Below are 21,143 nucleotides of genomic sequence, written 5' to 3'. Positions count from 1 at the left end.
GCGAGGTCACGAACAAAATCAGTCATAACATGGCTCCTTTTCCGTTATGTTTTTACTTTGTTCCATTTTTGTTCACGCGTCAAGCAATGCACAGGCGTTCTGTTCACGATGGTTAATACGGCGCGTGAATGCAGGTTAACCGGCGGGCAAGCCGCTTGAGGAAAGTGCCGCGCCCGCATATCAAGGGGAACAACCACGCGGAGCGCTCCGACATGCTTGCACGCCTGATTCTCCCCTCGCTGCTACTGCTACTTCCTGCCGTTGCCTCGGCGGCCGACGCAATCGACCCCACCCGTATCGTCTCTGCGGCGACCGGCGACTGGGACAAGGACGGTTCTTCCGATCTCGCGCTGATCGTGCGACCGGCCGAAGGCAACGACGAGGACAACGGCGTCCTTCTCTACCTCACCGGCGACAACGGCGCGCTGGCATTGAAATCGGCCATTGCGAACAAGGTCTGGGGTCAGTTCGAACTCGTCGGCCAAGCGCCCTCGATCGAAGCGCTGCCGAGCGGCTCGCTGCTCATCACCAGTCACAACGATGCCATCGGGCGTGACCGCTGGGAACAGAAGCTGACGGTCGCCTATCGCAACTTCGACTTCGTCGTGGCGGGCTACACCTACTCGTCCTACGATACGCTCGATCCCGACAACACCGCGCAATGCGACCTCAATGTGCTGACTGGCAAGGGCAAATCCAACGACAAGCCAGTCGAAGCCAAGGGCGAGCTCGTCCTCCTCAAGGACTGGACCGACGATCGCGGGCAGAAGGCTTGCGGCCTACAATAATTGGGTGAATGTTCCCTATTTGTTCTTTACAACCTCGACGGACCGCTGCATCCTTTTGCGCGAACGTATGAGGAACAATCATGGCCGCGCTCGAACCACTCAAAGAATTCATCGTCGAAGCGAAATCAAACACCTATGTCGGCGGCGGCGGGCGGCGCTCGTCGTCACGCCCGGGTTCTCGCGATATCGGCTACGAACGGGGTCGCTGGCGCTACGTCGACAGCTATTTCGGCGGGACCGATTTCGCAGGCCAGGAGACCGTCTGGCAGGATGATCAGCCGCAGTGGGCGATGAACTACTTCGGCCGGATCATCCGTCCTGACCTCATCAACGGCGAAAAGGCAGGTGTCATCATCAAGGCGGCACTTCAGGCGATGTACCGCGACAAGCGGCATTTCCTCGGCGGCACGGAGTTCCGGCACGCCCATGGCTACTATATCGACAACAGCCGCGGCGACATCGCACATTTTTCCGGGCACGAGGTCATCTTCGTCGATGGCGAGGAAGCCTATGAGCTCGACTATCGCGGCGGCCTGATCAGGCCATAGGGCAAGACCCTACAGCATGCGGCGCAGGAGCGAGCAACGGTCTGCGACGCGGAAAGATCGCGGCGCGCTTTCGGCGCCCTGTGCGGTGGAAGCGCTTGTGACGGCGGCGGTCGCTCGTCGCACGCGCGCGTTTATTCAAGAAATACCGTTGTCGGTCGTGGGGTCGGGTCAATCGTAACGCAGGGCCTGCACCGGATCGAGGCGCGAGGCGCGCCAGGCCGGAAAGATCGTGGCGAGGAAGGAAAGGGTCAGCGCCATGACGATGACAAGCGCGGTCTCATGGGCGTTCATGTCGGCCGGAAGCTGGTTCAAGAAATAGAGTTCCGGGCTGAATATCGTCGTCCCGGAAATCCAGGAAAAGAACTGCCGGATGGATTCGATGTTGAGGCAGACGATGACGCCGAGCGCCACGCCCGCGACCGTTCCGGTGACACCGATTGCAGCACCCGTCATGAAGAAGATGCGCATCACCGAGCCCGACGTCGCGCCCATTGTTCTCAGGATCGCGATGTCGCTACCCTTGTCCTTCACTAACATGATCAGGCCGGAGATGATGTTGAGCGCCGCGACCAGAACGATCAACGACAGGATCATGAACATCACGTTGCTCTGGACCTCAAGCGTCGAGAGGAAGGTCCTGTTGCGGTCGCGCCAGTCGGTGATGAAGATCTGCCGGCCGGCCGCATCCTCGATCGGCTGGCGCAGCTCGTCGATGGCTTCAGGACGCTCGACGAAGATCTCGATCGACTGGACCAGTCCCTCGGCGTTGAAGAACAGCTGCGCTTCCTCGAGCGGCATGAAGATGATCGTCGCGTCATACTCCGACATGCCGATCTCGTAGATCGCCGAGACGGTATAAGCCTTGACGCGCGGGTTCATGCCGAGCGGCGTCACGTCGCCATTGGGCGAGGTCAGCGTGATCGTTCCGCCGACCTGAATGCCGAGCTGCTCGGCCATGCGCGAACCGATCGCGACACCTGTGCCGGCGGCAAAGCCGACGAGATCGCCGGACTGGATATGGCCGGAAACCGACTTCATCTTGCTCAGGTCGTCGGCGCGGATGCCGCGTACGAGGGCGCCGGTCGAGCTGTCGCCACCCCCCTGCGCCAGAACCTGGCCCTCGACCATCGGGATCGCCATGGTGACGCCCTTGACGCCGGAAAACTTCGTCGCGAGGTCAGCGTAGTTGTCGAGCGGACCGTCGATCGGCTGGACGATCATGTGGCCGTTGATGCCGAGGATGCGGGAGATGAGCTCCGTGCGGAAGCCGTTCATCACGGCCATGACGATGATCAGCGTCGCAACGCCGAGCATGATGCCGATGAAGGAAAAGCCGGCGATGACGGAGATGAAGGCTTCCTTGCGCCTGGAGCGCAGATAGCGCCACGCCACCATGCGCTCGAAGGCGGAAAAGGGTCGGCTGGAGGACTTTTCAGGCTGCGTTGCTGCCTGCACCTGATCTTGCACCACAGCGGTCATCCTGCCTTCCCTTGCCTCATCACTTCACCGCGATCAGGTGGTTGATCGCAGCCTCGACGGTCAGCGGCTCGTGGTCCTCTATTTCGACCTCGCCATTGGCAATCGAACGCGAACCAACGACACGAGCACCGGCACAGCGCCCGCTCGCAAGAGGTATCGCCGACCTAGATTGCGCGGCGATGACGTCGAGACCCGCCATGTGCAGCGGGATCAGGGACGGTTTCACCTCTTCCGCCTGCACCATGCTGGCAGCGGACTGGCTGAGGAACAGCCAAGCGGGAAAGCGCACGTGGCATTTCAACGGAACAGCGGCTTCCCGCAAGTGACTGGCGGCAGGCCCGAAAGGCGGCGTACACGCCGCCAAACCATCAGGCCATCTCGACGACCTTGCCGTCCTCGATCGTCACGCGGCGATCCATCAGCCCGGCGAGTTCATGATTGTGCGTGGCGATCAAGGCCGCGAGCCCTGACTGGCGGGCGAGCGCTTCCAGCGCCTCGAAGACGTAGCCGGCAGTCTCAGGGTCGAGATTGCCCGTCGGCTCATCGGCAAGCAGAACGAGCGGCGCGTTGGCGACGGCACGCGCGATTGCGACGCGCTGTTGTTCGCCGCCCGACAGTTCCGCCGGACGATGTTCGGCGCGGTGGCCGATGCGCATATAATCGAGCAGAGCCTTCGCCCGTTCCGCGGCTTCCTTCTTTGGCAATCCCCCGATCAGCTGCGGCATCATGATGTTTTCAAGTGCCGTGAACTCAGGGAGCAGATGGTGGAACTGGTAGACGAAACCGATCTCGTTGCGACGGATCGCCGTGCGCCGGTCGTCGTTAAGCCCGCCGCAGGATACCCCGTTGACCAGAACCTCGCCGGCATCGGGGCGTTCCAACAGGCCCGCGACATGCAGCAGCGTCGACTTGCCGGTTCCCGAAGGCGCGACCAGCGCGACGGTCTCGCCGCTTCTCAGGGTGAAATCCGCGCCCTTGAGGATGGACAGAAAGGTCTCGCCTTCCCCGTAGTGCCGTTCGACGCCGGAGAGTTGCAGTGCCACACGCGCATTCATTCAAGTGTCGTCCTTGTCATTCGTAACGCAGGGCCTGCACCGGATCGAGGCGCGAGGCGCGCCAGGCCGGAAAGATCGTGGCGAGGAAGGAAAGGGTCAGTGCCATGACGATGACGAGTGCGGTCTCGTCCGCGTTCATGTCGGCCGGAAGCTGGCTGAGGAAATAAAGCTCGGGGCTGAAGAGCGTCGTTCCCGAAATCCAGGAAAAGAACTGCCGGATGGATTCGATGTTGAGGCAGACGATGACACCGAGCGCCACGCCCGCGACCGTTCCCGCAACACCGATTGCAGCACCCGTCATGAAGAAGATGCGCATCACCGAGCCCGACGTCGCTCCCATTGTTCTCAGGATCGCGATATCGCTGCCCTTGTCCTTCACCAGCATGATCAGGCCGGAGATGATGTTGAGCGCCGCGACCAGCACGATCAGCGTCAGGATCATGAACATCACGTTGCGTTCCACCTGGAGCGCGGAGAAGAAGGTCTTGTTGCGGTCGCGCCAGTCGGTGATGAAGATCTGCCGCCCGGCTGCATCCTCGATCGGCTGGCGCAGCTCATCGACGACATCAGGATGTTCGACGAAGATCTCGATCGACTGGACCAGTCCTTCGGCGTTGAAGAACAGCTGCGCTTCCTCGAGCGGCATGAAGAGGATCGTCGCGTCATACTCCGACATGCCGATTTCGTAGATCGCCGAGACGGTGTAGGCCTTAACGCGCGGGTTCATGCCGAGCGGCGTCACGTCGCCATTGGGCGAGGTCAGCGTGATCGTTCCGCCGACCTGAATGCCGAGCTGTTCGGCCATGCGCGAACCGATCGCGACGCCTGTCCCGGAAGCAAAGCCGACGAGATCACCGGACTGGATATGGTCGGAAACCGACTTCATCTTGCTCAGGTCGTCGGCGCGGATGCCACGCACGAGTGCGCCGGTCGAGCTGTCGCCCACACCTTGCGCCAGAACCTGCCCCTCGACCATCGGGATCGCCATGGTGACGCCCTTGACGCCCGAAAACTTCGTCGCGAGGTCAGCGTAGTTGTCGAGCGGGCCATCGATCGGCTGGACAATCATGTGGCCGTTGATGCCGAGAATGCGGGAGATGAGCTCGGTGCGGAAACCGTTCATCACGGCCATGACGATGATCAACGTCGCAACGCCGAGCATAATGCCGATGAAGGAGAAGCCGGCGATGACGGAGATGAAGGCTTCCTTGCGCCTGGAGCGCAGGTAGCGCCACGCCACCATGCGCTCGAAGGCGGAAAAGGGTCGGCTGGAGGACTTTTCAGGCTGCGTTGCGGCCTGCACCTGATCTTGCACCACGGCGGTCATCCTGCCTTCCCTTGCCTCATCACTTCGTTGCGATCAGCTTGTTGATCGCAGCCTCGACGGTCAGCGTCTCGCGCTCGCCGGTCTTGCGATCCTTGAGCTCGATTTCACCATTGGCGATCGAGCGCGGTCCGACGATCACCTGAACCGGCACGCCGATCAGATCTGCCGTTGCGAACTTGGCACCGGCGCGGTCGTCGCGGTCGTCGAGAAGCACGTCGAATCCGGCATTTCCGAGTTTCGAGTAGAGCGTCTCGCAGGCGCCGTCGCAAGCGGCGTCGCCCGCTTTCATGTTGATGATCACGGCATCGAACGGCGCGATCGACTTCGGCCAGATGATGCCGTTGTCGTCATGCGAAGCTTCGATGATCGCCGGCACCAGACGGGTCGGGCCGATGCCGTAGGAGCCCATGTGCACGGCATGCTCCTTACCGTCGGGGCCGAGCACCTTGGCGCCCATGGCTTCGGAGTACTTGGTGCCGAAATAGAAGATGTGACCGACTTCGATGCCGCGGGCCGACAAGCGGTCGCCTTCGGCCACAGCGTTGAAGGCCGCCTCGTCGTGCATTTCCGACGTGGCCGCATAACGCGAGGTCCACTTGTCGAAGATCGTCTTCAGGCCGGCGACGTCATCGAAATTCGTGTCTTCGCCCGGAATGTCGAAGCCGAGGAAGTCCTTATGGCAGAACACCTCGGATTCGCCGGTGTCGGCGAGAATGATGAATTCGTGGCTGAGGTTGCCGCCGATCGGGCCGGTATCGGCACGCATCGGAATGGCGCGAAGGCCCATGCGCGCGAAGGTGCGCAGGTAAGCGGCGAACATGCGGTTATAGGCGTGCTCGGCCCCTTCCCGATCGAGATCGAAGGAATAGGCATCCTTCATCAGGAATTCGCGCGAGCGCATGGTGCCGAAGCGCGGACGGATCTCGTCACGGAACTTCAGCTGGATATGGTAGAGGTTGAGCGGCAGATCGCGGTAGGACTTCACGTAGGAACGGAAGACGTCCGTGATCATTTCCTCGTTCGTCGGACCGTAAAGCATCGGCCGGTCCTGGCGGTCCTTGATGCGCAGCATCTCCTTGCCATAGGCGTCGTAGCGCCCGCTCTCCTGCCACAGCTCGGCAGACTGGAGGGTCGGCATCAGAAGCTCGATCGCGCCGGAGCGGTTCTGCTCTTCGCGGATGACCGCATTGACCTTGTCGAGAACCCGCTTGCCGAGTGGCAGCCAGGTATAGATGCCCGAGGATTGCTGCCGAACCATGCCCGTGCGGAGCATGAGGCGGTGGGAAACGATTTCCGCTTCCTTAGGATTTTCCTTGAGGATGGGCATGAAAAAGCGGGACAGGCGCATGACGGGTTCCAGAACTTGATGAACGTCGCACTATCGGCGGATTCGGGCGAAATGACGTTGAGCGAGATGCCGGCTTCACCTTTTGATTGATAAAGGCGACCGCTGCTTCTCGGGTCGGACTCTCCATTTTCCATCACCGGCGCAGCCGGCAGGAACCTTTACGAGCCTTGCGTTCATAGCTGCTTCGCAGGCGGAAGAAAACCCTGCTCTCCGTTGTCACGGACAGAGATAGCATCCACGGATTTTCAGGGGGAATGCGACGCCGATCCTGCGTCAAAAGAGCACGCTAGTAACAAGATTACGACAGTAATTGTCAACGGGAATATTTTACCCGACTGTAGCAAAAATGCAAAAAAACAGGATGACAGAGCCCAATGTTTGGGCTAGTTTCGGCTCACAAAACAGGCATGAAGACTAAATTCTTGCCGACTTTCGCGGTCAAGTCTTGGGAGGATAAGATCTTAGGCGCGCTTCGTCGCTGCCGCCGGAAACGGATTAAAGATCACGCGAAACTTGAAAAACAAGGCTTTTAGCCTTGTTTTTTTTTGCTTTTCAGCAAGCGACATCCCTGCGAAGCACCTTACAAAATTGAACTATGTCAATTTCACGGCGGTCAATCCTACAATTGCCGGGGTCTTCTCCGCAGGCATGCGCGAAGGCGCCGTCAAGGCATGGATGTGCCCATCAGATTGCAGAGAATTTGTCGCAACGAGAACGATCGCCCTCGGGTGGCGGCAGCGATGAACTTATCAATAGAATTTTGGGTAGAAACGCGGAATGGAATCGATGCCGTAGCCCAGCCTGACGGACAGGATATACCAGGCAAGTTGAATGACGGCCGCAATTATGGTCGTCAGAAGCACGACCCGCTTGGCGTTGAACTTCGCCGGCGCGCTCTCGACACTGCCCGGAACGACGCTGTTTTCTTCCGCCTGGGTGCGCACGCCCAAGGGCAGCACGGCGAAGAGCGTAATCCACCAGATGATGAAGTAGATGGCAAAGGTCGAAAAAAGCGGCATTTCAAGCTCCCGATGAAGGCGATCGGCAAGACGGTGGGCAACCCCGTATTCGCCGCGACTTCCGCGACATTCCGTCCGCCTTATAGCGCCGCCGGCCCGATCGCACAAACCGTCATCGCGCGATCAACTGTCACACCTCTTCGAGCTCGATCAGCGTGCCCTGAAAATCCTTGGGATGCAGGAAGAGCACCGGCTTGCCGTGCGCGCCGATCTTCGGCTCTCCATCCCCCAGCACCCGCGCTCCGCCGGCGCGCAACGCGTCGCGCGCCGACAGGATGTTCTCCACCTCGTAGCAGATGTGATGCATCCCGCCCGACGGATTCTTCGCCAGGAAAGCAGCGATCGGCGAGCCCTCGCCGATCGGCTCAAGCAGTTCGACCTTGGTGTTGGCAAGCGTGACGAACACGACGGTGACGCCGTGTTCTGGCAAAGCCTGCGGCTCGGTGACGGAGGCGCCGAGCGTCGAGCGATAGCTTTCGGCGGCGGCGTGAAGGTCCGGCACGGCGATGGCTATGTGGTTCACTCTTCCAAGCATGGCGATCTCCCGCTTTGACGTCCGGCTTCGCTTACAAGGTTGCGCGCGACGGGCCAATCAGACTTTGGTGACAAACACCGTGACGATCGGCTTCTTGCCCCAGATCTGGTTGGCGGTGCTGCGCACGGCGCGACGGACCGCCTCCTGCAGCATCGCCAGATCCTTGCGCTTGGCCCGCGGGATGCTCTCGACGGCGCCGAGAATGGCGTCATAGAGCGTGTCCTCCATGTCCTCACCTTCGTCGTCGAACTCCGGCAAGCCGATCGCGACGATATCCGGGTCGCCCAGAAAATCGTAGCGGCTGTCGAGAACGACGTTGACGGCGACATGGCCGGCGAAAGAGAGCTTCCGGCGTTCGCCGATGCCCATCTCCTCGAAGTCGCCGATGAGGCTGCCATCCTTGTAAATGCGGCCGTGGGGCGCTTCGTCGATCACTTCAGCGGGACCTGGCGCAAGACGCAGCATTTCGCCGTTCCGAAGACGCGGAACGCTGGCGATGCCGGACTGGCGACCCAGCTCGCCATGCGCCGTCAGATGCGCCGCCTCGCCATGAACAGGCACAAGGATCTGCGGCCGCAGCCACTGGTACATCTGCTGCAGCTCGGTGCGACGCGGGTGGCCGGACACGTGTACCAACGCTTCGCTGTCGGTGATGATGTGGATGCCCTGTTCGACGAGGCCGTTCTTGATGTCGTTGATCGCCTTCTCGTTGCCCGGGATCGTGCGTGAGGAAAACACGACCGTGTCGCCAGCCGAGAAGGCGACATTGCGCATCTCGTCGCGGGCGATCTTGGCAAGGGCTGCCCGCGGCTCGCCCTGGCTGCCGGTGAGGATCACCACGACCTTATCGCGCGGCACGTAGCCGAACTCGTCTTCGGCGAGGAAGGGCTTGATGCCTTCCATCAGCCCAAGGTCCTTAGCGACGGCGACAACCCGCTTCATCGAACTGCCGAGCAGGAGCACATCCCTGCCCGCCTCTTCGGCCGCTTCAGCGATCGAGCGGATGCGCCCGACATTTGAGGAGAACGTCGTGATCGCCACCCGGCCCTCGGCGCTGGCAATGATCTTCGTCAGGCTTTCGGAAACCTCCTGCTCCGACGGCGAAACGCCGTCGCGCATCGCGTTGGTGGAATCGCAGACGAGCGCAAGCACACCTTCATCGCCGATCTGGCGGAAACGTGCCTCGTCGGTCAGCGGTCCAAGCGACGGGTGCAGATCGATCTTCCAGTCGCCGGTATGAACCACGGTGCCCGCCGGCGTGCGGATGATCAGCGACATCGGCTCAGGGATCGAATGGTTGACGCCGACGGCCTCGATCTCGAAGGGGCCGACATTGATACGGTCACCCTGCTTGAAGATGGTGACGGGGATTTCGCCCCGGCTCTTCTCGAAATCGCGCTTGGCTTCCAGCATGCCCGCCGTGAACGGCGAGGCGTAGACCGGAACGTTCAGCCCCGGCCACAGGTCGTTCAGGCCACCATAGTGGTCTTCGTGGGCATGCGTGATGATGATGCCCTTGAGATTGCGACGTTCCTCGGCAAGGAAGCCGATATCGGGGAGAACGAGGTCGACGCCCGGAAGATCGGGCCCCGGAAACGTCACACCGCAATCGACCATGATCCACTGGCGGCTTCCCGGCCGCCCGTAGCCATAAAGGCCGAGGTTCATGCCGATTTCACCGACGCCGCCGAGCGGCAAGAACACCAGTTCTTCTTCTTGCGCCATATCGTGATGCGCCCCTGTTTCCAAATTTATCCGAAAAATACGTCGCCGGCGGCAATCGCCTGCGTCATGCCGTTGCCGGTGTCGAGCACCAGCCGTCCGGCCTCATCAATACCGGCAAAGCGCCCTGAAAGCGACCGGTCCGGCAGGTTCACGGTTATCGTTTCACCAATGCCGCGAGCTGCCGCCCGCCATTGTTCGATCGTCGCGGCGATACCGACGCCCCGATCCCAAACCTGCAGCGTCTCCGCCATCGTCAGGAACAGGCGCGCAAACAGTTCGTCGGGCGAAACCGACGCACCTTCGTTGGCCAGGGACGTCACGGGATAGAGCCCTTCGTCCGGCTGGACAGCGATATTGATGCCGCAACCAATGACCAGCGCCCGGCGCCCATCCGGGAGGCTTTCGCCTTCAAGCAGGATACCGCAGGTCTTCTTGCCGTCGATCAGGATGTCGTTCGGCCACTTGATCTCGACAGGCGCCGAACCCGGCGGCATTACCTGGCGGATTGCCCTGTGAACGGCGACGGCAACGGCAAGCGGCAGCGAATGCAGCTGCTCGACCGGAGCCGGCTCGATGAGGAGAAGCGAAGCGTAGAGATTGCCCGGTTCGGAGAACCATGCCCGGCCGCGACGTCCGCGCCCGCCGGTCTGCCTGATGGCCGTGACCCAGAGATTGCCCGGGTCACCCTGGCGCGCACGCGCCAGGCATTCGCTGTTGGTCGACCCGACCGCATCGAGAGCGACGTGCCGGAAATCGTCGAGCGAGATCCGGCCGCCGCTTTCAAAGGCGATCAAAAGAAGGTCCGCGCCGCGACTTCAGCGGCGTTTCCGAGCGGGCCGCCGATCAGGACGTATCCGAGAACGAACAGGCCCGAGAGACCGAAGACCAGCCGCAGTTCGCCGGCGGTACGGGCGAACTCGCCCTTGGCATCGTCGAACCACATCACCTTGATGACGCGCAGGTAGTAGTAGGCGCCGACAACCGATGCGAGAACGCCGATGATGGCGAGTGCATAGAGCTGAGCTTCGATGGCGGCCATGAAGACGAAGTACTTCCCGAAGAAGCCTGCCATCGGCGGGATGCCGGCGAGCGAGAACATCAGGACCGTCAGCACGGTCGCCATGAAGGGGTTGGTCTGCGACAGACCGGCGAGGTCGTCGACGTTCTCGACGTTTTCGCCTTCCTTGCGGCGCATCGCTAGGATGCAGGCGAAGGTGCCGAGCGTCATGACCATGTAGATGAGCATGTAGAGCAGCACGCCGCGAACACCGGCCATGGAGCCGGCGGCAAGGCCAACCAGCGCGTAGCCCATGTGGCCGATCGAGGAATAGGCCATCAGGCGCTTGATGTTCTTCTGACCGATCGCCGCAAAGGCGCCGAGCAGCATCGAAGCGATCGAGATGAAGACAATGATCTGCTGCCAGTCGGCAACGACGGGCTCGAAGGCGTTGATGACGATGCGAACGAGGATCGCCATGGCGGCGACCTTCGGTGCGGCCGCGAAGAATGCGGTGACCGGCGTCGGCGCGCCTTCGTAAACGTCCGGCGTCCACATGTGGAACGGCACGGCCGAGATCTTGAAGGCAAGGCCGGCGAGCACGAAGACGAGACCGAAGATCAGGCCAAGCGAGCGGCCTTCAGCCGTCAGCGCAGCCGCGATCTGGGTAAAGCCGGTGTGGCCGGTGAAGCCGTAGATCAGCGACATGCCGTAGAGCAGCATGCCCGAAGAAAGCGCACCAAGGACGAAGTACTTCAGGCCGGCTTCCGTCGAACGCACGCTATCGCGGTTGATGGCCGCGACGACATAAAGGGCCAGCGACTGCAGCTCCAACGACAGGTAGAGCGACATCAGGTCGTTGGCCGAGATCATCAGGAGCATGCCGAGCGTTGCCAGCACCAGGAGCACCGGAAACTCGAAACGGTCGATCTGGGCAGAGCGCGCATGGCCGACCGTCATCACCAGGGCGGTGATGGAGCCGATCAGGGCAAGAACCTTCATGAACTTGGCGAAGGGATCCGACAGGAAGGCGCCGCCATAGGCTTCGCCTTCACCGGTCTTCAGAACGAGCCAGAGGCCGGCGATGATCAGAACGGCAACCGCAAGACCGGTGACCGTCGACGCCGACTTCTCGCCGGAAAACACGCCAATCATCAGCAACGCCATCGCGCCGACCGCGAGGATCAGCTCGGGGATCGAGAGTTGCAGGCTTGCAAGGAGGGTTTCAGCAGTCATGTCCAATCACGTCCTGTGGTCATTGCACCGAAAGCGCAACGTTTTGCGCTGCCTGCAGGGCTGCGGAGTAGTTGTTGACGAGCAGATCCACGGAGGCCGCGGTCGCATCGAAGATCGGTGCCGGGTAGACGCCGAAGAAGATCGTCAGGATCACCAGCGGATAAAGGATGGCCTTCTCGCGCGGCGACAGGTCGAGCAACGCCTTCAGGCTTTCCTTTTCCAAGGCACCGAACACGACCCGGCGATAGAGCCAGAGCGCGTAAGCCGCCGACAGGATCACGCCGGAGGTGGCAAAGAGCGCAACCCAGGTATTGGCACGGAAGGCGCCAACCAGGGTCAGCACTTCACCCACGAAGCTGGACGTGCCCGGCAGGCCGACGTTCGCCATGGTGAACACCATGAAGGCGACGGCATATTTCGGCATGTTGTTGACGAGACCGCCATAGGCGGAGATTTCGCGGGTGTGCAGACGATCGTAGACAACGCCGACGCAAAGGAAGAGCGCGCCCGAGACGATGCCGTGCGACAGCATCTGGAAGATCGCACCCTGAACGCCCTGAACGTTGGCAGCAAAGATACCCATTGTCACGTAGCCCATGTGTGCCACCGACGAATAGGCGATCAGCTTCTTGATGTCGGTCTGCATCAGCGCCACCAGTGAGGTGTAGATGATGGCGACGACCGAGAGCGTGAAGACGAACGGCTGGAAGTAGTCGGATGCCAACGGGAACATCGGCAGCGAGAAGCGCAGGAAGCCGTAACCACCGAGCTTCAGGAGCACGCCGGCCAGGATGACCGAGCCTGCGGTCGGCGCCTGAACGTGCGCGTCGGGAAGCCAGGTGTGGACCGGCCACATCGGCATCTTCACCGCAAAGGATGCGAAGAAGGCGAGCCAAAGCCAGGTCTGCATCTGGCGCGGGAAGTTATAGGCGAGCAACTGCGTGATGTCGGTCGTACCGGCCTGCCAGTACATCGCCATGATCGCAAGCAGCATCAGCACCGAGCCGAGCAGCGTATAGAGGAAAAACTTGTAGCTGGCGTAAACGCGGTCCTTGCCGCCCCAGACGCCGATGATGAGGAACATCGGGATCAGGCCGGCTTCGAAGAACACGTAGAACAGCACGATATCGAGCGACACGAAGACGCCGATCATGAACGTTTCCAGGACCAGGAACGCGATCATGTATTCCTTGAGCCGTTTCTCGATCGACAGCCAGCTTGCGAGCACGCAGAACGGCATGAGGAAGGCCGAGAGCACGACGAACAGCATCGAGATGCCATCGATACCCAGATGGTAGGAAATGCCGGTCCCGAGCCACTCATGCTTTTCGATCATCTGGAAGCCGGGGTTCGAGGCATCGAACTGGTACCAGATGTAGACCGAAACTGCGAAGGTGAAGATCGTCGTCAGCAGCGATACGTTCAGGATATTCCGGCGGCCGTAGGCGCTGTCTTCCCTGACAAGCAAGAGAAGCAGAACGCCGACGAGCGGCATGAAGGTGACCGCGGAAAGTACGGGCCAATCGGTCATCAGAAGGAACTCCTGAACATCATCCAAGTAACAAGCGCGGCAATGCCGATGAGCATCGCGAACGCGTAGTGATAGAGGTAACCAGTCTGCAGGCGGACAACGCGGTCAGTGACGTTGAGCACGCGAGCAGCAATGCCGTTCGGGCCGTAGCCATCGATCACGCGACCGTCGCCTTCCTTCCACAGGAAGGTGCCGAGCCACTTGGCCGAGCGCACGAACAGGAAGTCGTAGAGCTCGTCGAAGTACCACTTGTTCAAGAGGAACTGGTAAAGGCCGCGATGCTGTTCTGCCAGATACTTCGGCAGTTCCGGCCGGCGGATATACATGTACCAGGCGGTGAAGAGGCCGAGCGCCATGGCGCAGAACGGGCTCCACTTAACCCACTTCGGAACATCGTGGTAGGTCTCGAGGATTTCGTTCTCGGCCGATGTGAACAGCGCGCCCTTCCAGAACTCGGCATAGTGATGGCCGAAGAAGTAGTCGTGGAAGAGGAAGCCGGCGACGAGCGCACCAACACCGAGAATGTAGAGCGGCACCAGCATGACCTGCGGCGATTCGTGGACGTGATGCATGACATCCGAGGAAGCGCGCGGCTTGCCGTGGAACGTCATGAAGGCCAGACGCCAGGAGTAGAAGCTGGTGAAGAGCGCAGCGACGACCAGCAGCGCGAAGGCAAAGCCGGAAACCGAGCTATGCGCGGCATAGGCGGATTCGATGATCGCGTCCTTCGAGAAGAAGCCCGCGGTACCGATGATCGTGCCGGGGATGCCGACGCCGGTCAGTGCGATGGTGCCGATGAACATCATCCAGTAGGTAACCGGAATGTGCTTCCTGAGGCCACCCATGTAACGCATGTCCTGCTCGCCATCGACGGCGTGGATGACCGAACCGGCACCCAAGAACAGGAGAGCCTTGAAGAAGGCGTGCGTGAACAGGTGGAAGATGGCCGCGCCATAGGCGCCGACGCCGAGCGCCACGAACATGTAGCCGAGCTGCGAGCAGGTGGAATAGGCGATGACGCGCTTGATGTCGTTCTGGACGAGGCCGACGGTCGCCGCGAAGAAGGCGGTGATCGCACCGATGATGGTGACGACGGTCAACGCATCCGGCGACAGTTCGAACAGCGGCGACATGCGGGCAACGAGGAACACGCCGGCGGTAACCATGGTTGCGGCATGGATAAGAGCCGAAACCGGGGTCGGGCCTTCCATGGCGTCCGGAAGCCAGGTGTGCAGCAGGAACTGCGCCGACTTGCCCATGGCACCCATGAAGAGCAGCAGGCACGCGGCAGTAACGGCGTCAGCCTTGTCGAGATGCATGCCGAACAGGGTGACGACCGCCTCCCCTGCTGCTGCACCTTCAGCCGGCAGATAGGTCTTGGCAGCAGCGAAGATCGTCTCGAAGCTGATCGAACCGAACAGCACGAAGACGAGGAAGATACCAAGCGAGAAGCCGAAGTCGCCGACGCGGTTGACGATGAAGGCCTTCATCGCCGCAGCGTTGGCCGAAGGCTTCTTGTACCAGAAACCGATGAGCAGGTAGGATGCCAGGCCCACGCCTTCCCAGCCGAAGAACATCTGCAGCAGGTTGTCCGACGTGATGAGCATGAGCATCGCGAAGGTGAAGAGCGACAGATAGGCAAAGAAGCGCGGACGATGCGGATCATGGTGCATGTAGCCGATCGAATAGACATGCACGAGCGTCGACACCGTGTTGACGACCACGAACATGACCGATGTCAGCGTATCGACGCGGAACGACCATTCGACATCGAAGCTGCCGGACTGGATCCAGCGCAGCACCGAAACCTTGATCATTTCCTGGTGGCCCATGGCCACGTCGAAGAAGACGTACCAGGAGAGTGCAGCGGCGATGATCATCAGACCGCTGGTGACAAACTCCGATGCCTTGGCGCCGATCGAATTACCGAAGAGGCCGGCGATCAGAAAGCCGATCAAAGGCAGGAAGACGATAGCCTTGATGATGGTATCCATAGCCCTATCAGCCCTTCATCATGTTGACGTCTTCAACAGCGATCGAGCCGCGGTTGCGGTAGAAGACGACGAGAATTGCAAGTCCGATGGCCGCTTCCGCAGCCGCGACGGTCAGGATGAACAGGGCAAAGACCTGGCCAGTGATATCGTTCAGGAACGCCGAGAAGGCGACCATGTTGATATTGACCGCAAGAAGAATGAGTTCGACCGACATCAGGATGACGATGACGTTCTTCCGGTTCAGGAAGATGCCGAAGACGCCCAGCGTGAACAGGATGGCGCTGACGGTGAGATAGTGGGAAATTCCGATTTCCATTTTTTTGTTCCTCGATCTCGCGTCCGACTTATATGCCCTGGCCGGGCTTGACCGAGACCACTTCGACGGCGGTCTCGGGCGTGCGGGCAACCTGCTGCGGGATGTTCTGGCGCTTGACGTTGTCGCGGTGGCGCAGGGTCAACACGATCGCGCCGATCATGGCGACGAGCAGGACCAGGCCGGCGATCTGGAAGAAGTAGACGTAGTGGGTATAGAGCACGTCGCCGAGCGCTGCCGTGTTCGTGCGGTCGGCGACCGCCGGGATCGGCATCGAAATCGACTTGGCGATCTCCGGCGAGAACGTCGCACCGCCAACCACGATGATGAGCTCGGCTGCAAGGATCAGACCGATCAGCGCGCCGACTGGTGCGTATTCGAGCACACCGGCCCGCAGTTCCGCGAAGTCGATGTCGAGCATCATGACCACGAACAGGAACAGCACCGCGACCGCGCCGACATAAACGACCAGCAGGATCATCGCGAGGAATTCGGCGCCGGTCAGCAGGAACAGACCTGCCGAGTTAAAGAAGGTCAGGATCAGGAACAGAACCGAATAAACCGGGTTCCTGGCCGCAATGACCATGAATGCCGACGCCACCGCGATGAAGGCAAAGAGATAGAAAAAAAGAACCTGCAGACCCATGATCGGTGCCTTCTTCGTCTTGCACGGTGTGAGGCGCTTCTGGCCCCACTCCACAGGCAAAGCCGGACACGCGTCCGGCCGTTGCCCAAACCTATGTCACATGCACCGCCCTCCCCGGGGCGGCACTACGCTCTGGCCTCAGCGATAGGGCGAGTCCATTGCGATGTTGCGTGCGATTTCCCGTTCCCAACGGTCGCCGTTGGCGAGGAGCTTGTCCTTGTCGTAGTACAGCTCTTCGCGCGTCTCGGTGGCGAACTCGAAGTTCGGGCCCTCGACGATGGCATCGACCGGACAGGCTTCCTGGCAGAAACCGCAATAGATGCACTTCACCATGTCGATGTCGTAGCGAACCGTACGACGGGTGCCGTCGTTGCGGCGCGGGCCGGCTTCGATGGTGATGGCCTGTGCAGGACAGATCGCCTCGCACAGCTTGCAGGCGATGCAGCGTTCTTCACCGTTCGGATAACGGCGCAGCGCATGCTCGCCGCGGAAGCGCGGGCTGACCGGCCCCTTTTCGAAGGGGTAGTTCAACGTCGCCTTCGGCTTGAAGAAATAGCGCATCGACAGAAAGAACGCGCCGACGAATTCCTTCAGGAACAGCGAGCTGACGGCTTGCGAAAGACCGGCCATCATTTACCTCCAGAGTTGCCGGCCTGGGAGCAGCCGGCGGTATGCTGCCAAACGTGAGCCATCGTCATGCGGCTCCCGTCAGCTTGAGAACGAACGCAGTGATCACGACCATTGCGAGAGAGATCGGCAGGAAGACCTTCCAGCCAAGACGCATCAGCTGGTCGTAGCGGTAGCGCGGCACGAAAGCCTTCACCATCGCGAACATGAAGAACACGAAGGATGCCTTCAGCACGAACCAGATGATGCCGGGAACCCAGTTGAGGAACCAGACGTCGACCGGGGGGAGCCAGCCGCCGAGGAACAGGATCGTCGTCAGCGCGCACATCAGGCAGATGGCGGCGTATTCGCCGAGCATGAACATCATGTAAGGCGTGGAGCCGTACTCGACCATGAAGCCGGCGACGAGTTCGGATTCCGCTTCCGGAAGGTCGAAGGGCGGGCGGTTCGTTTCGGCGAGCGCCGAAATGAAGAAGACGATGAACATCGGGAACAGCGCCAGCCAATGCCAATCGAGGAACGACGCCGGCAGGCCGAGGTTCGTACCAATGCCGCTCGACTGCGCGTTGACGATGTCCGTCAGGTTCAGCGAGCCGACGCAGAGCAGAACGGTAACGATGACGAAGCCGATCGAGACTTCATAGGAAACCATCTGTGCCGCGGAGCGAAGCGCGCCGAGGAAGGGATATTTGGAGTTCGACGCCCAACCGCCCATGATGATGCCATAAACTTCAAGCGAAGATATGGCGAACACGAAGAGGATACCGACGTTGATGTTCGCGATCACCCAGCCGGCGTTGAGCGGGATCACCGCCCAGGCGGCAAGCGCCAGCGTCACGGAGACGAGCGGGGCGAGCAGGAAGATCGCCTTGTTGGCGCCGGCGGGAATCACCGGCTCCTTGAAGACGAACTTCAAAAGGTCGGCGAAGGACTGGAAAAGTCCCCACGGGCCTACCACATTCGGACCACGACGGAGCTGAACTGCAGCCCAGATCTTACGGTCGGCGAGCAGGATGTAGGCGATGAAAAGCAGCAGCGCGACCAGGAGCAGCAGCGACTGGGCGACCATGATGATCGCGGGCCAGACATAGGTCGAAACGAAAGCGTCCATGATACTCTATTCCCTCGCGCTCATTCCGCCGCAGCTTTGAAATTGTTGCGTGCCAAAGCCGAGCATTCGGCCATGACGGCGGATGCGCGCGCTATCGGGTTCGTCAAATAGAAGTCTTTGACCGGAGACGCAAACACGGATTTGCCCATCTCACCGGCTTTTTGACCAAGTGCGGCAATTTCGTCGCCGTTGCCGCTCGCGATCGCGTCGATATCGGCGAAATGCGGGTGGGCCGCATAGAGCTTCGAGCGCAATTCGCCAAGCGAATCAAAGGGCAGCTTCTTGCCGAGCACGTCGGAAAGCGCGCGGATGATCGCCCAATCCTCGCGGGCGTCGCCCGGTGCGAAGCCGGCACGGTTGCCGACCTGAACGCGGCCTTCGGTGTTAACCCAGGTACCGGACTTTTCGGTGTAGGTCGCGCCCGGCAGGATGACGTCGGCTGCATGTGCGCCGTTGTCGCCGTGCGAGCCGATATAGACCGTGAAGCCGGACTTGCGTTCCGCAAGATCGATTTCGTCGGCGCCGAGCAGGAAGAGAACGTCGGAGGCGGTGACCATCTCGGCCGCCGTCTTGCCGTTCGCGCCCGGAACGAAGCCGAGGTCGAGACCACCGACGCGGGAGGCGGCCGTGTGAAGAACGGCAAAGCCGTTCCACTCGGCGGTGACCGCACCGACGGCGCTCGCGAGCTTGGCGGCAGCGGAAAGAACGGCAGCACCGCCCTCCCCTGCAACAGCACCCTGGCCGATGAGGATCATCGGGCGCTGTGCCTTCTTCAAGGTCGCGGCAAACTTGCCCTTGCCCGAGACGAGCTCGGCCAGCGTTTCGGTGCCGGCGCCGAGATATTCATATTCATAGCGCAGCTCACCCGGCTCGCCGATCACGGCGATCGGGAAGTTGCCCATGCGGTAACGCTTGCGAATGCGGGCGTTGAGAACAGACGCCTCGAAGCGCGGGTTCGAGCCGATAACCAGAAGCGCGTCAGCGCTTTCGATGCCAGCGATCGTCGGGTTGAAGAGGTAGCTGGCGCGGCCGAGGGACGGGTCGAGTGCGGCACCATCCTGGCGGCAGTCAACGCTCTCGGAACCGAGCGCTGCAATCAGCTGCTTCAGCGCGTACATTTCTTCGACCGAAGCGAGGTCGCCGGCAATGGCGCCGATCTTGTCGCCGGAGGTCTGGGCAACGGCAGCCTTGACCGCCTGGAAGGCTTCGCCCCAGGTCGCCGGCTGCAGACGGCCGTCCTTCTTGACGTACGGACGATCGAGACGCTGCGTCTTCAGGCCATCCCAGATGAAGCGGCTCTTGTCGGAGATCCACTCTTCGTTGATGTCCTCGTTGACGCGCGGCATGATGCGCATGACTTCGCGGCCGCGGGTGTCGACGCGGATCGCCGAGCCGAGCGCATCCATCACGTCGATGGATTCGGTCTTGTTCAGTTCCCACGGACGCGCCGTGAAGGCAAACGGCTTCGAGGTCAGCGCACCGACCGGGCAGAGGTCAACGACGTTGCCCTGCAGTTCCGACGTCATCGCCTGCTCAAGATAGGTGGTGATCTCGGCGTCTTCGCCGCGGCCGATCAGGCCAAGCTCGGCAATGCCGGCAACTTCGGTCGTGAAGCGGACGCAGCGCGTGCAGTGAATGCAGCGGTTCATCACGGTCTTGACGAGCGGGCCGATATACTTGTCTTCGACGGCGCGCTTGTTTTCCTGGTAGCGCGAGCTGTCGATACCGAAGGCCATGGCCTGGTCCTGCAGATCGCATTCGCCGCCCTGGTCACAGATCGGGCAGTCGAGCGGATGGTTGATCAGCAGGAATTCCATCACGCCTTCGCGCGCCTTCTTGACCATCGGCGTGGTCGTGAAGACTTCCGGCGCTTCGCCGTTCGGGCCCGGACGGAGGTCGCGCACGCCCATGGCGCAGGAGGCAGCGGGCTTGGGCGGCCCTCCCTTCACCTCGATCAGACACATGCGGCAGTTGCCGGCGACCGAAAGCCGCTCGTGGAAACAGAAGCGCGGAACTTCAGCCCCGGCCTCTTCGCACGCCTGAAGCAGCGTGAAATGATCCGGTACCTCGATCTCTTTTCCGTCGACTTTCAGCTTTGCCATCTTCGTACTCAATCCTGTCTTCCGTCCGTCGGCCCATCGGCGACGGACAATTCCAACACAGCCTTGCTGCTTGCGGGCGATGGCCGTCTCCGGTCCCCCGCCCCTATTGTCTCACGCGCTTTTCAGCGCCTTGGCCTGTCCAACCCAATCGTCCCGCTTGATCCGCCCGCCGAAACCGAGTTCGTCGTCGAAGCGGGCGACATCCGCCTCGCTCCAGCCGGCGATGTCGGCAAAGCCGCTGATGCCCTTGGCGTTCAGCACCTGCTCGAGCTTCGGGCCGATGCCGGAGATCCGCTTGAGGTCGTCGGCGGCTTTCGCCTTGGCACGCGTCGCGCGCGCCTTGACCACCTTTTCAGCGGCAACCTTCTCGGCCGCCGGCTTTGCCGCTGCGCGCTCGGCGGGCGCGGACGGCCTGGCGACCGGTTCCGGCCTTGCTTCGGCCTGCGTCGTCTTTGCGACGACGGCAGGCGTCGCGTCAGACGCTGCGGGCTCTACCCGCTTCTGCGCTGCCTCGACGGCCCCTTGCATCGCGCCTATCATGGCGCCTGCAATCTGGGTCGTTAGACCGAAGCCGATAGCGGTTGCAGCAGCAACTGCGGCTGCCGGATGGACCATCAGCGGATGCAGCGGCACCTGTGAAAGGCCCTTCATCCATTCGCCCATGCCGAACGGGTCGGCCGGATCGCCGCCGAGCGGACGTGCGAATGGAATGCCTGCCTCGGCCTGTCCCTTCATCTGTCCCTCCCCGCGTGCGCCGGCCAT

At 61.3% G+C, this 21,143-nt stretch carries 20 protein-coding genes; 2 read left to right on the top strand and 18 right to left on the bottom strand.

What is annotated here, in order from left to right; genetic code table 11:
- Positions 1 to 212: 212 nt before the first annotated feature.
- Together ACIQUG_RS01225 and ACIQUG_RS01220 are read left to right on the top strand one after the other, a co-directional pair.
- Entirely contained in the window at positions 213 to 788 is a 576-nt protein-coding gene (locus ACIQUG_RS01225) for a hypothetical protein (RefSeq protein WP_402316601.1), read from the top strand.
- An 80-nt stretch (positions 789 to 868) separates the two neighbouring features.
- Complete coding sequence (locus tag ACIQUG_RS01220) at positions 869 to 1,336, top strand: DUF5680 domain-containing protein (RefSeq protein WP_402316598.1); 468 nt, start codon at positions 869 to 871, stop codon at positions 1,334 to 1,336.
- A 168-nt stretch (positions 1,337 to 1,504) separates the two neighbouring features.
- Here ACIQUG_RS01220 and ACIQUG_RS01215 read toward each other — a convergent pair whose 3' ends face one another.
- The 18 genes from ACIQUG_RS01215 to ACIQUG_RS01130 form a co-directional block, all read right to left on the bottom strand.
- Entirely contained in the window at positions 1,505 to 2,815 is a 1,311-nt protein-coding gene (locus tag ACIQUG_RS01215) for a lipoprotein-releasing ABC transporter permease subunit (RefSeq protein ID WP_402316595.1), read from the bottom strand.
- Positions 2,816 to 2,834: 19 nt separating this feature from the next.
- Positions 2,835 to 3,104 carry a hypothetical protein gene (locus ACIQUG_RS01210; protein ID WP_402316592.1) on the bottom strand — a complete coding sequence of 90 codons (270 nt, stop codon included), beginning with the start codon at positions 3,102 to 3,104 and terminating at the stop codon, positions 2,835 to 2,837.
- A 79-nt stretch (positions 3,105 to 3,183) separates the two neighbouring features.
- The gene (locus tag ACIQUG_RS01205) at positions 3,184 to 3,870 is read right to left on the bottom strand and encodes an ABC transporter ATP-binding protein (RefSeq protein ID WP_043627193.1); all 687 of its coding nucleotides are present in this window, start codon (positions 3,868 to 3,870) and stop codon (positions 3,184 to 3,186) included.
- A gap of 16 nt (positions 3,871 to 3,886) precedes the next feature.
- Positions 3,887 to 5,197, bottom strand: a complete 1,311-nt coding sequence (locus tag ACIQUG_RS01200; protein WP_402316589.1) for a lipoprotein-releasing ABC transporter permease subunit — start codon at positions 5,195 to 5,197, stop codon at positions 3,887 to 3,889.
- Positions 5,198 to 5,216: 19 nt separating this feature from the next.
- The gene (gene proS / locus ACIQUG_RS01195) at positions 5,217 to 6,545 is read right to left on the bottom strand and encodes a proline--tRNA ligase (protein WP_043626125.1); all 1,329 of its coding nucleotides are present in this window, start codon (positions 6,543 to 6,545) and stop codon (positions 5,217 to 5,219) included.
- Positions 6,546 to 7,294: 749 nt separating this feature from the next.
- Positions 7,295 to 7,564, bottom strand: a complete 270-nt coding sequence (locus ACIQUG_RS01190) for a DUF1467 family protein (protein WP_043626126.1) — start codon at positions 7,562 to 7,564, stop codon at positions 7,295 to 7,297.
- A 130-nt stretch (positions 7,565 to 7,694) separates the two neighbouring features.
- Positions 7,695 to 8,099 carry a methylmalonyl-CoA epimerase gene (gene mce, locus ACIQUG_RS01185; protein WP_402316587.1) on the bottom strand — a complete coding sequence of 135 codons (405 nt, stop codon included), beginning with the start codon at positions 8,097 to 8,099 and terminating at the stop codon, positions 7,695 to 7,697.
- A gap of 57 nt (positions 8,100 to 8,156) precedes the next feature.
- Entirely contained in the window at positions 8,157 to 9,824 is a 1,668-nt protein-coding gene (locus ACIQUG_RS01180) for a ribonuclease J (RefSeq protein ID WP_402316584.1), read from the bottom strand.
- Between the two features lie 26 nt (positions 9,825 to 9,850).
- Positions 9,851 to 10,615, bottom strand: coding sequence for a biotin--[acetyl-CoA-carboxylase] ligase (locus ACIQUG_RS01175; RefSeq protein ID WP_043626163.1), 765 nt, complete (start codon positions 10,613 to 10,615; stop codon positions 9,851 to 9,853).
- Positions 10,615 to 12,057 (bottom strand): NADH-quinone oxidoreductase subunit NuoN, encoded by a 1,443-nt coding sequence (gene nuoN, locus ACIQUG_RS01170; RefSeq protein WP_192447269.1) that lies wholly within the window; start codon positions 12,055 to 12,057, stop codon positions 10,615 to 10,617. Before nuoN ends, ACIQUG_RS01175 begins: the two co-directional genes overlap by 1 nt.
- Before the next feature lie 19 nt (positions 12,058 to 12,076).
- Positions 12,077 to 13,588 (bottom strand): NADH-quinone oxidoreductase subunit M, encoded by a 1,512-nt coding sequence (locus tag ACIQUG_RS01165; protein WP_192447270.1) that lies wholly within the window; start codon positions 13,586 to 13,588, stop codon positions 12,077 to 12,079.
- Positions 13,588 to 15,582, bottom strand: coding sequence for an NADH-quinone oxidoreductase subunit L (gene nuoL, locus ACIQUG_RS01160; RefSeq protein WP_402316580.1), 1,995 nt, complete (start codon positions 15,580 to 15,582; stop codon positions 13,588 to 13,590). Before nuoL ends, ACIQUG_RS01165 begins: the two co-directional genes overlap by 1 nt.
- 7 nt (positions 15,583 to 15,589) lie before the next feature.
- Complete coding sequence (nuoK, locus tag ACIQUG_RS01155) at positions 15,590 to 15,898, bottom strand: NADH-quinone oxidoreductase subunit NuoK (RefSeq protein ID WP_034803568.1); 309 nt, start codon at positions 15,896 to 15,898, stop codon at positions 15,590 to 15,592.
- 28 nt (positions 15,899 to 15,926) lie between these two features.
- The gene (locus ACIQUG_RS01150; protein WP_043626138.1) at positions 15,927 to 16,541 is read right to left on the bottom strand and encodes an NADH-quinone oxidoreductase subunit J; all 615 of its coding nucleotides are present in this window, start codon (positions 16,539 to 16,541) and stop codon (positions 15,927 to 15,929) included.
- 138 nt (positions 16,542 to 16,679) lie between these two features.
- Complete coding sequence (nuoI, locus tag ACIQUG_RS01145; RefSeq protein ID WP_025426590.1) at positions 16,680 to 17,171, bottom strand: NADH-quinone oxidoreductase subunit NuoI; 492 nt, start codon at positions 17,169 to 17,171, stop codon at positions 16,680 to 16,682.
- 64 nt (positions 17,172 to 17,235) lie between these two features.
- Entirely contained in the window at positions 17,236 to 18,279 is a 1,044-nt protein-coding gene (nuoH, locus tag ACIQUG_RS01140; RefSeq protein ID WP_034803570.1) for an NADH-quinone oxidoreductase subunit NuoH, read from the bottom strand.
- A 20-nt stretch (positions 18,280 to 18,299) separates the two neighbouring features.
- Positions 18,300 to 20,381 carry an NADH-quinone oxidoreductase subunit NuoG gene (gene nuoG, locus ACIQUG_RS01135; protein WP_402316573.1) on the bottom strand — a complete coding sequence of 694 codons (2,082 nt, stop codon included), beginning with the start codon at positions 20,379 to 20,381 and terminating at the stop codon, positions 18,300 to 18,302.
- 111 nt (positions 20,382 to 20,492) lie between these two features.
- A complete protein-coding gene (locus ACIQUG_RS01130; protein WP_402316570.1) occupies positions 20,493 to 21,143 on the bottom strand; it encodes an NADH:ubiquinone oxidoreductase in 651 nt (216 codons plus the stop codon).

Source organism: Ensifer sp. NPDC090286 (assembly GCF_044769565.1).
Classification (GTDB): domain Bacteria; phylum Pseudomonadota; class Alphaproteobacteria; order Rhizobiales; family Rhizobiaceae; genus Ensifer.
Note: the sequence above shows the minus strand (reverse complement) of the source record. Positions and strands in the feature narration are given on the sequence as shown.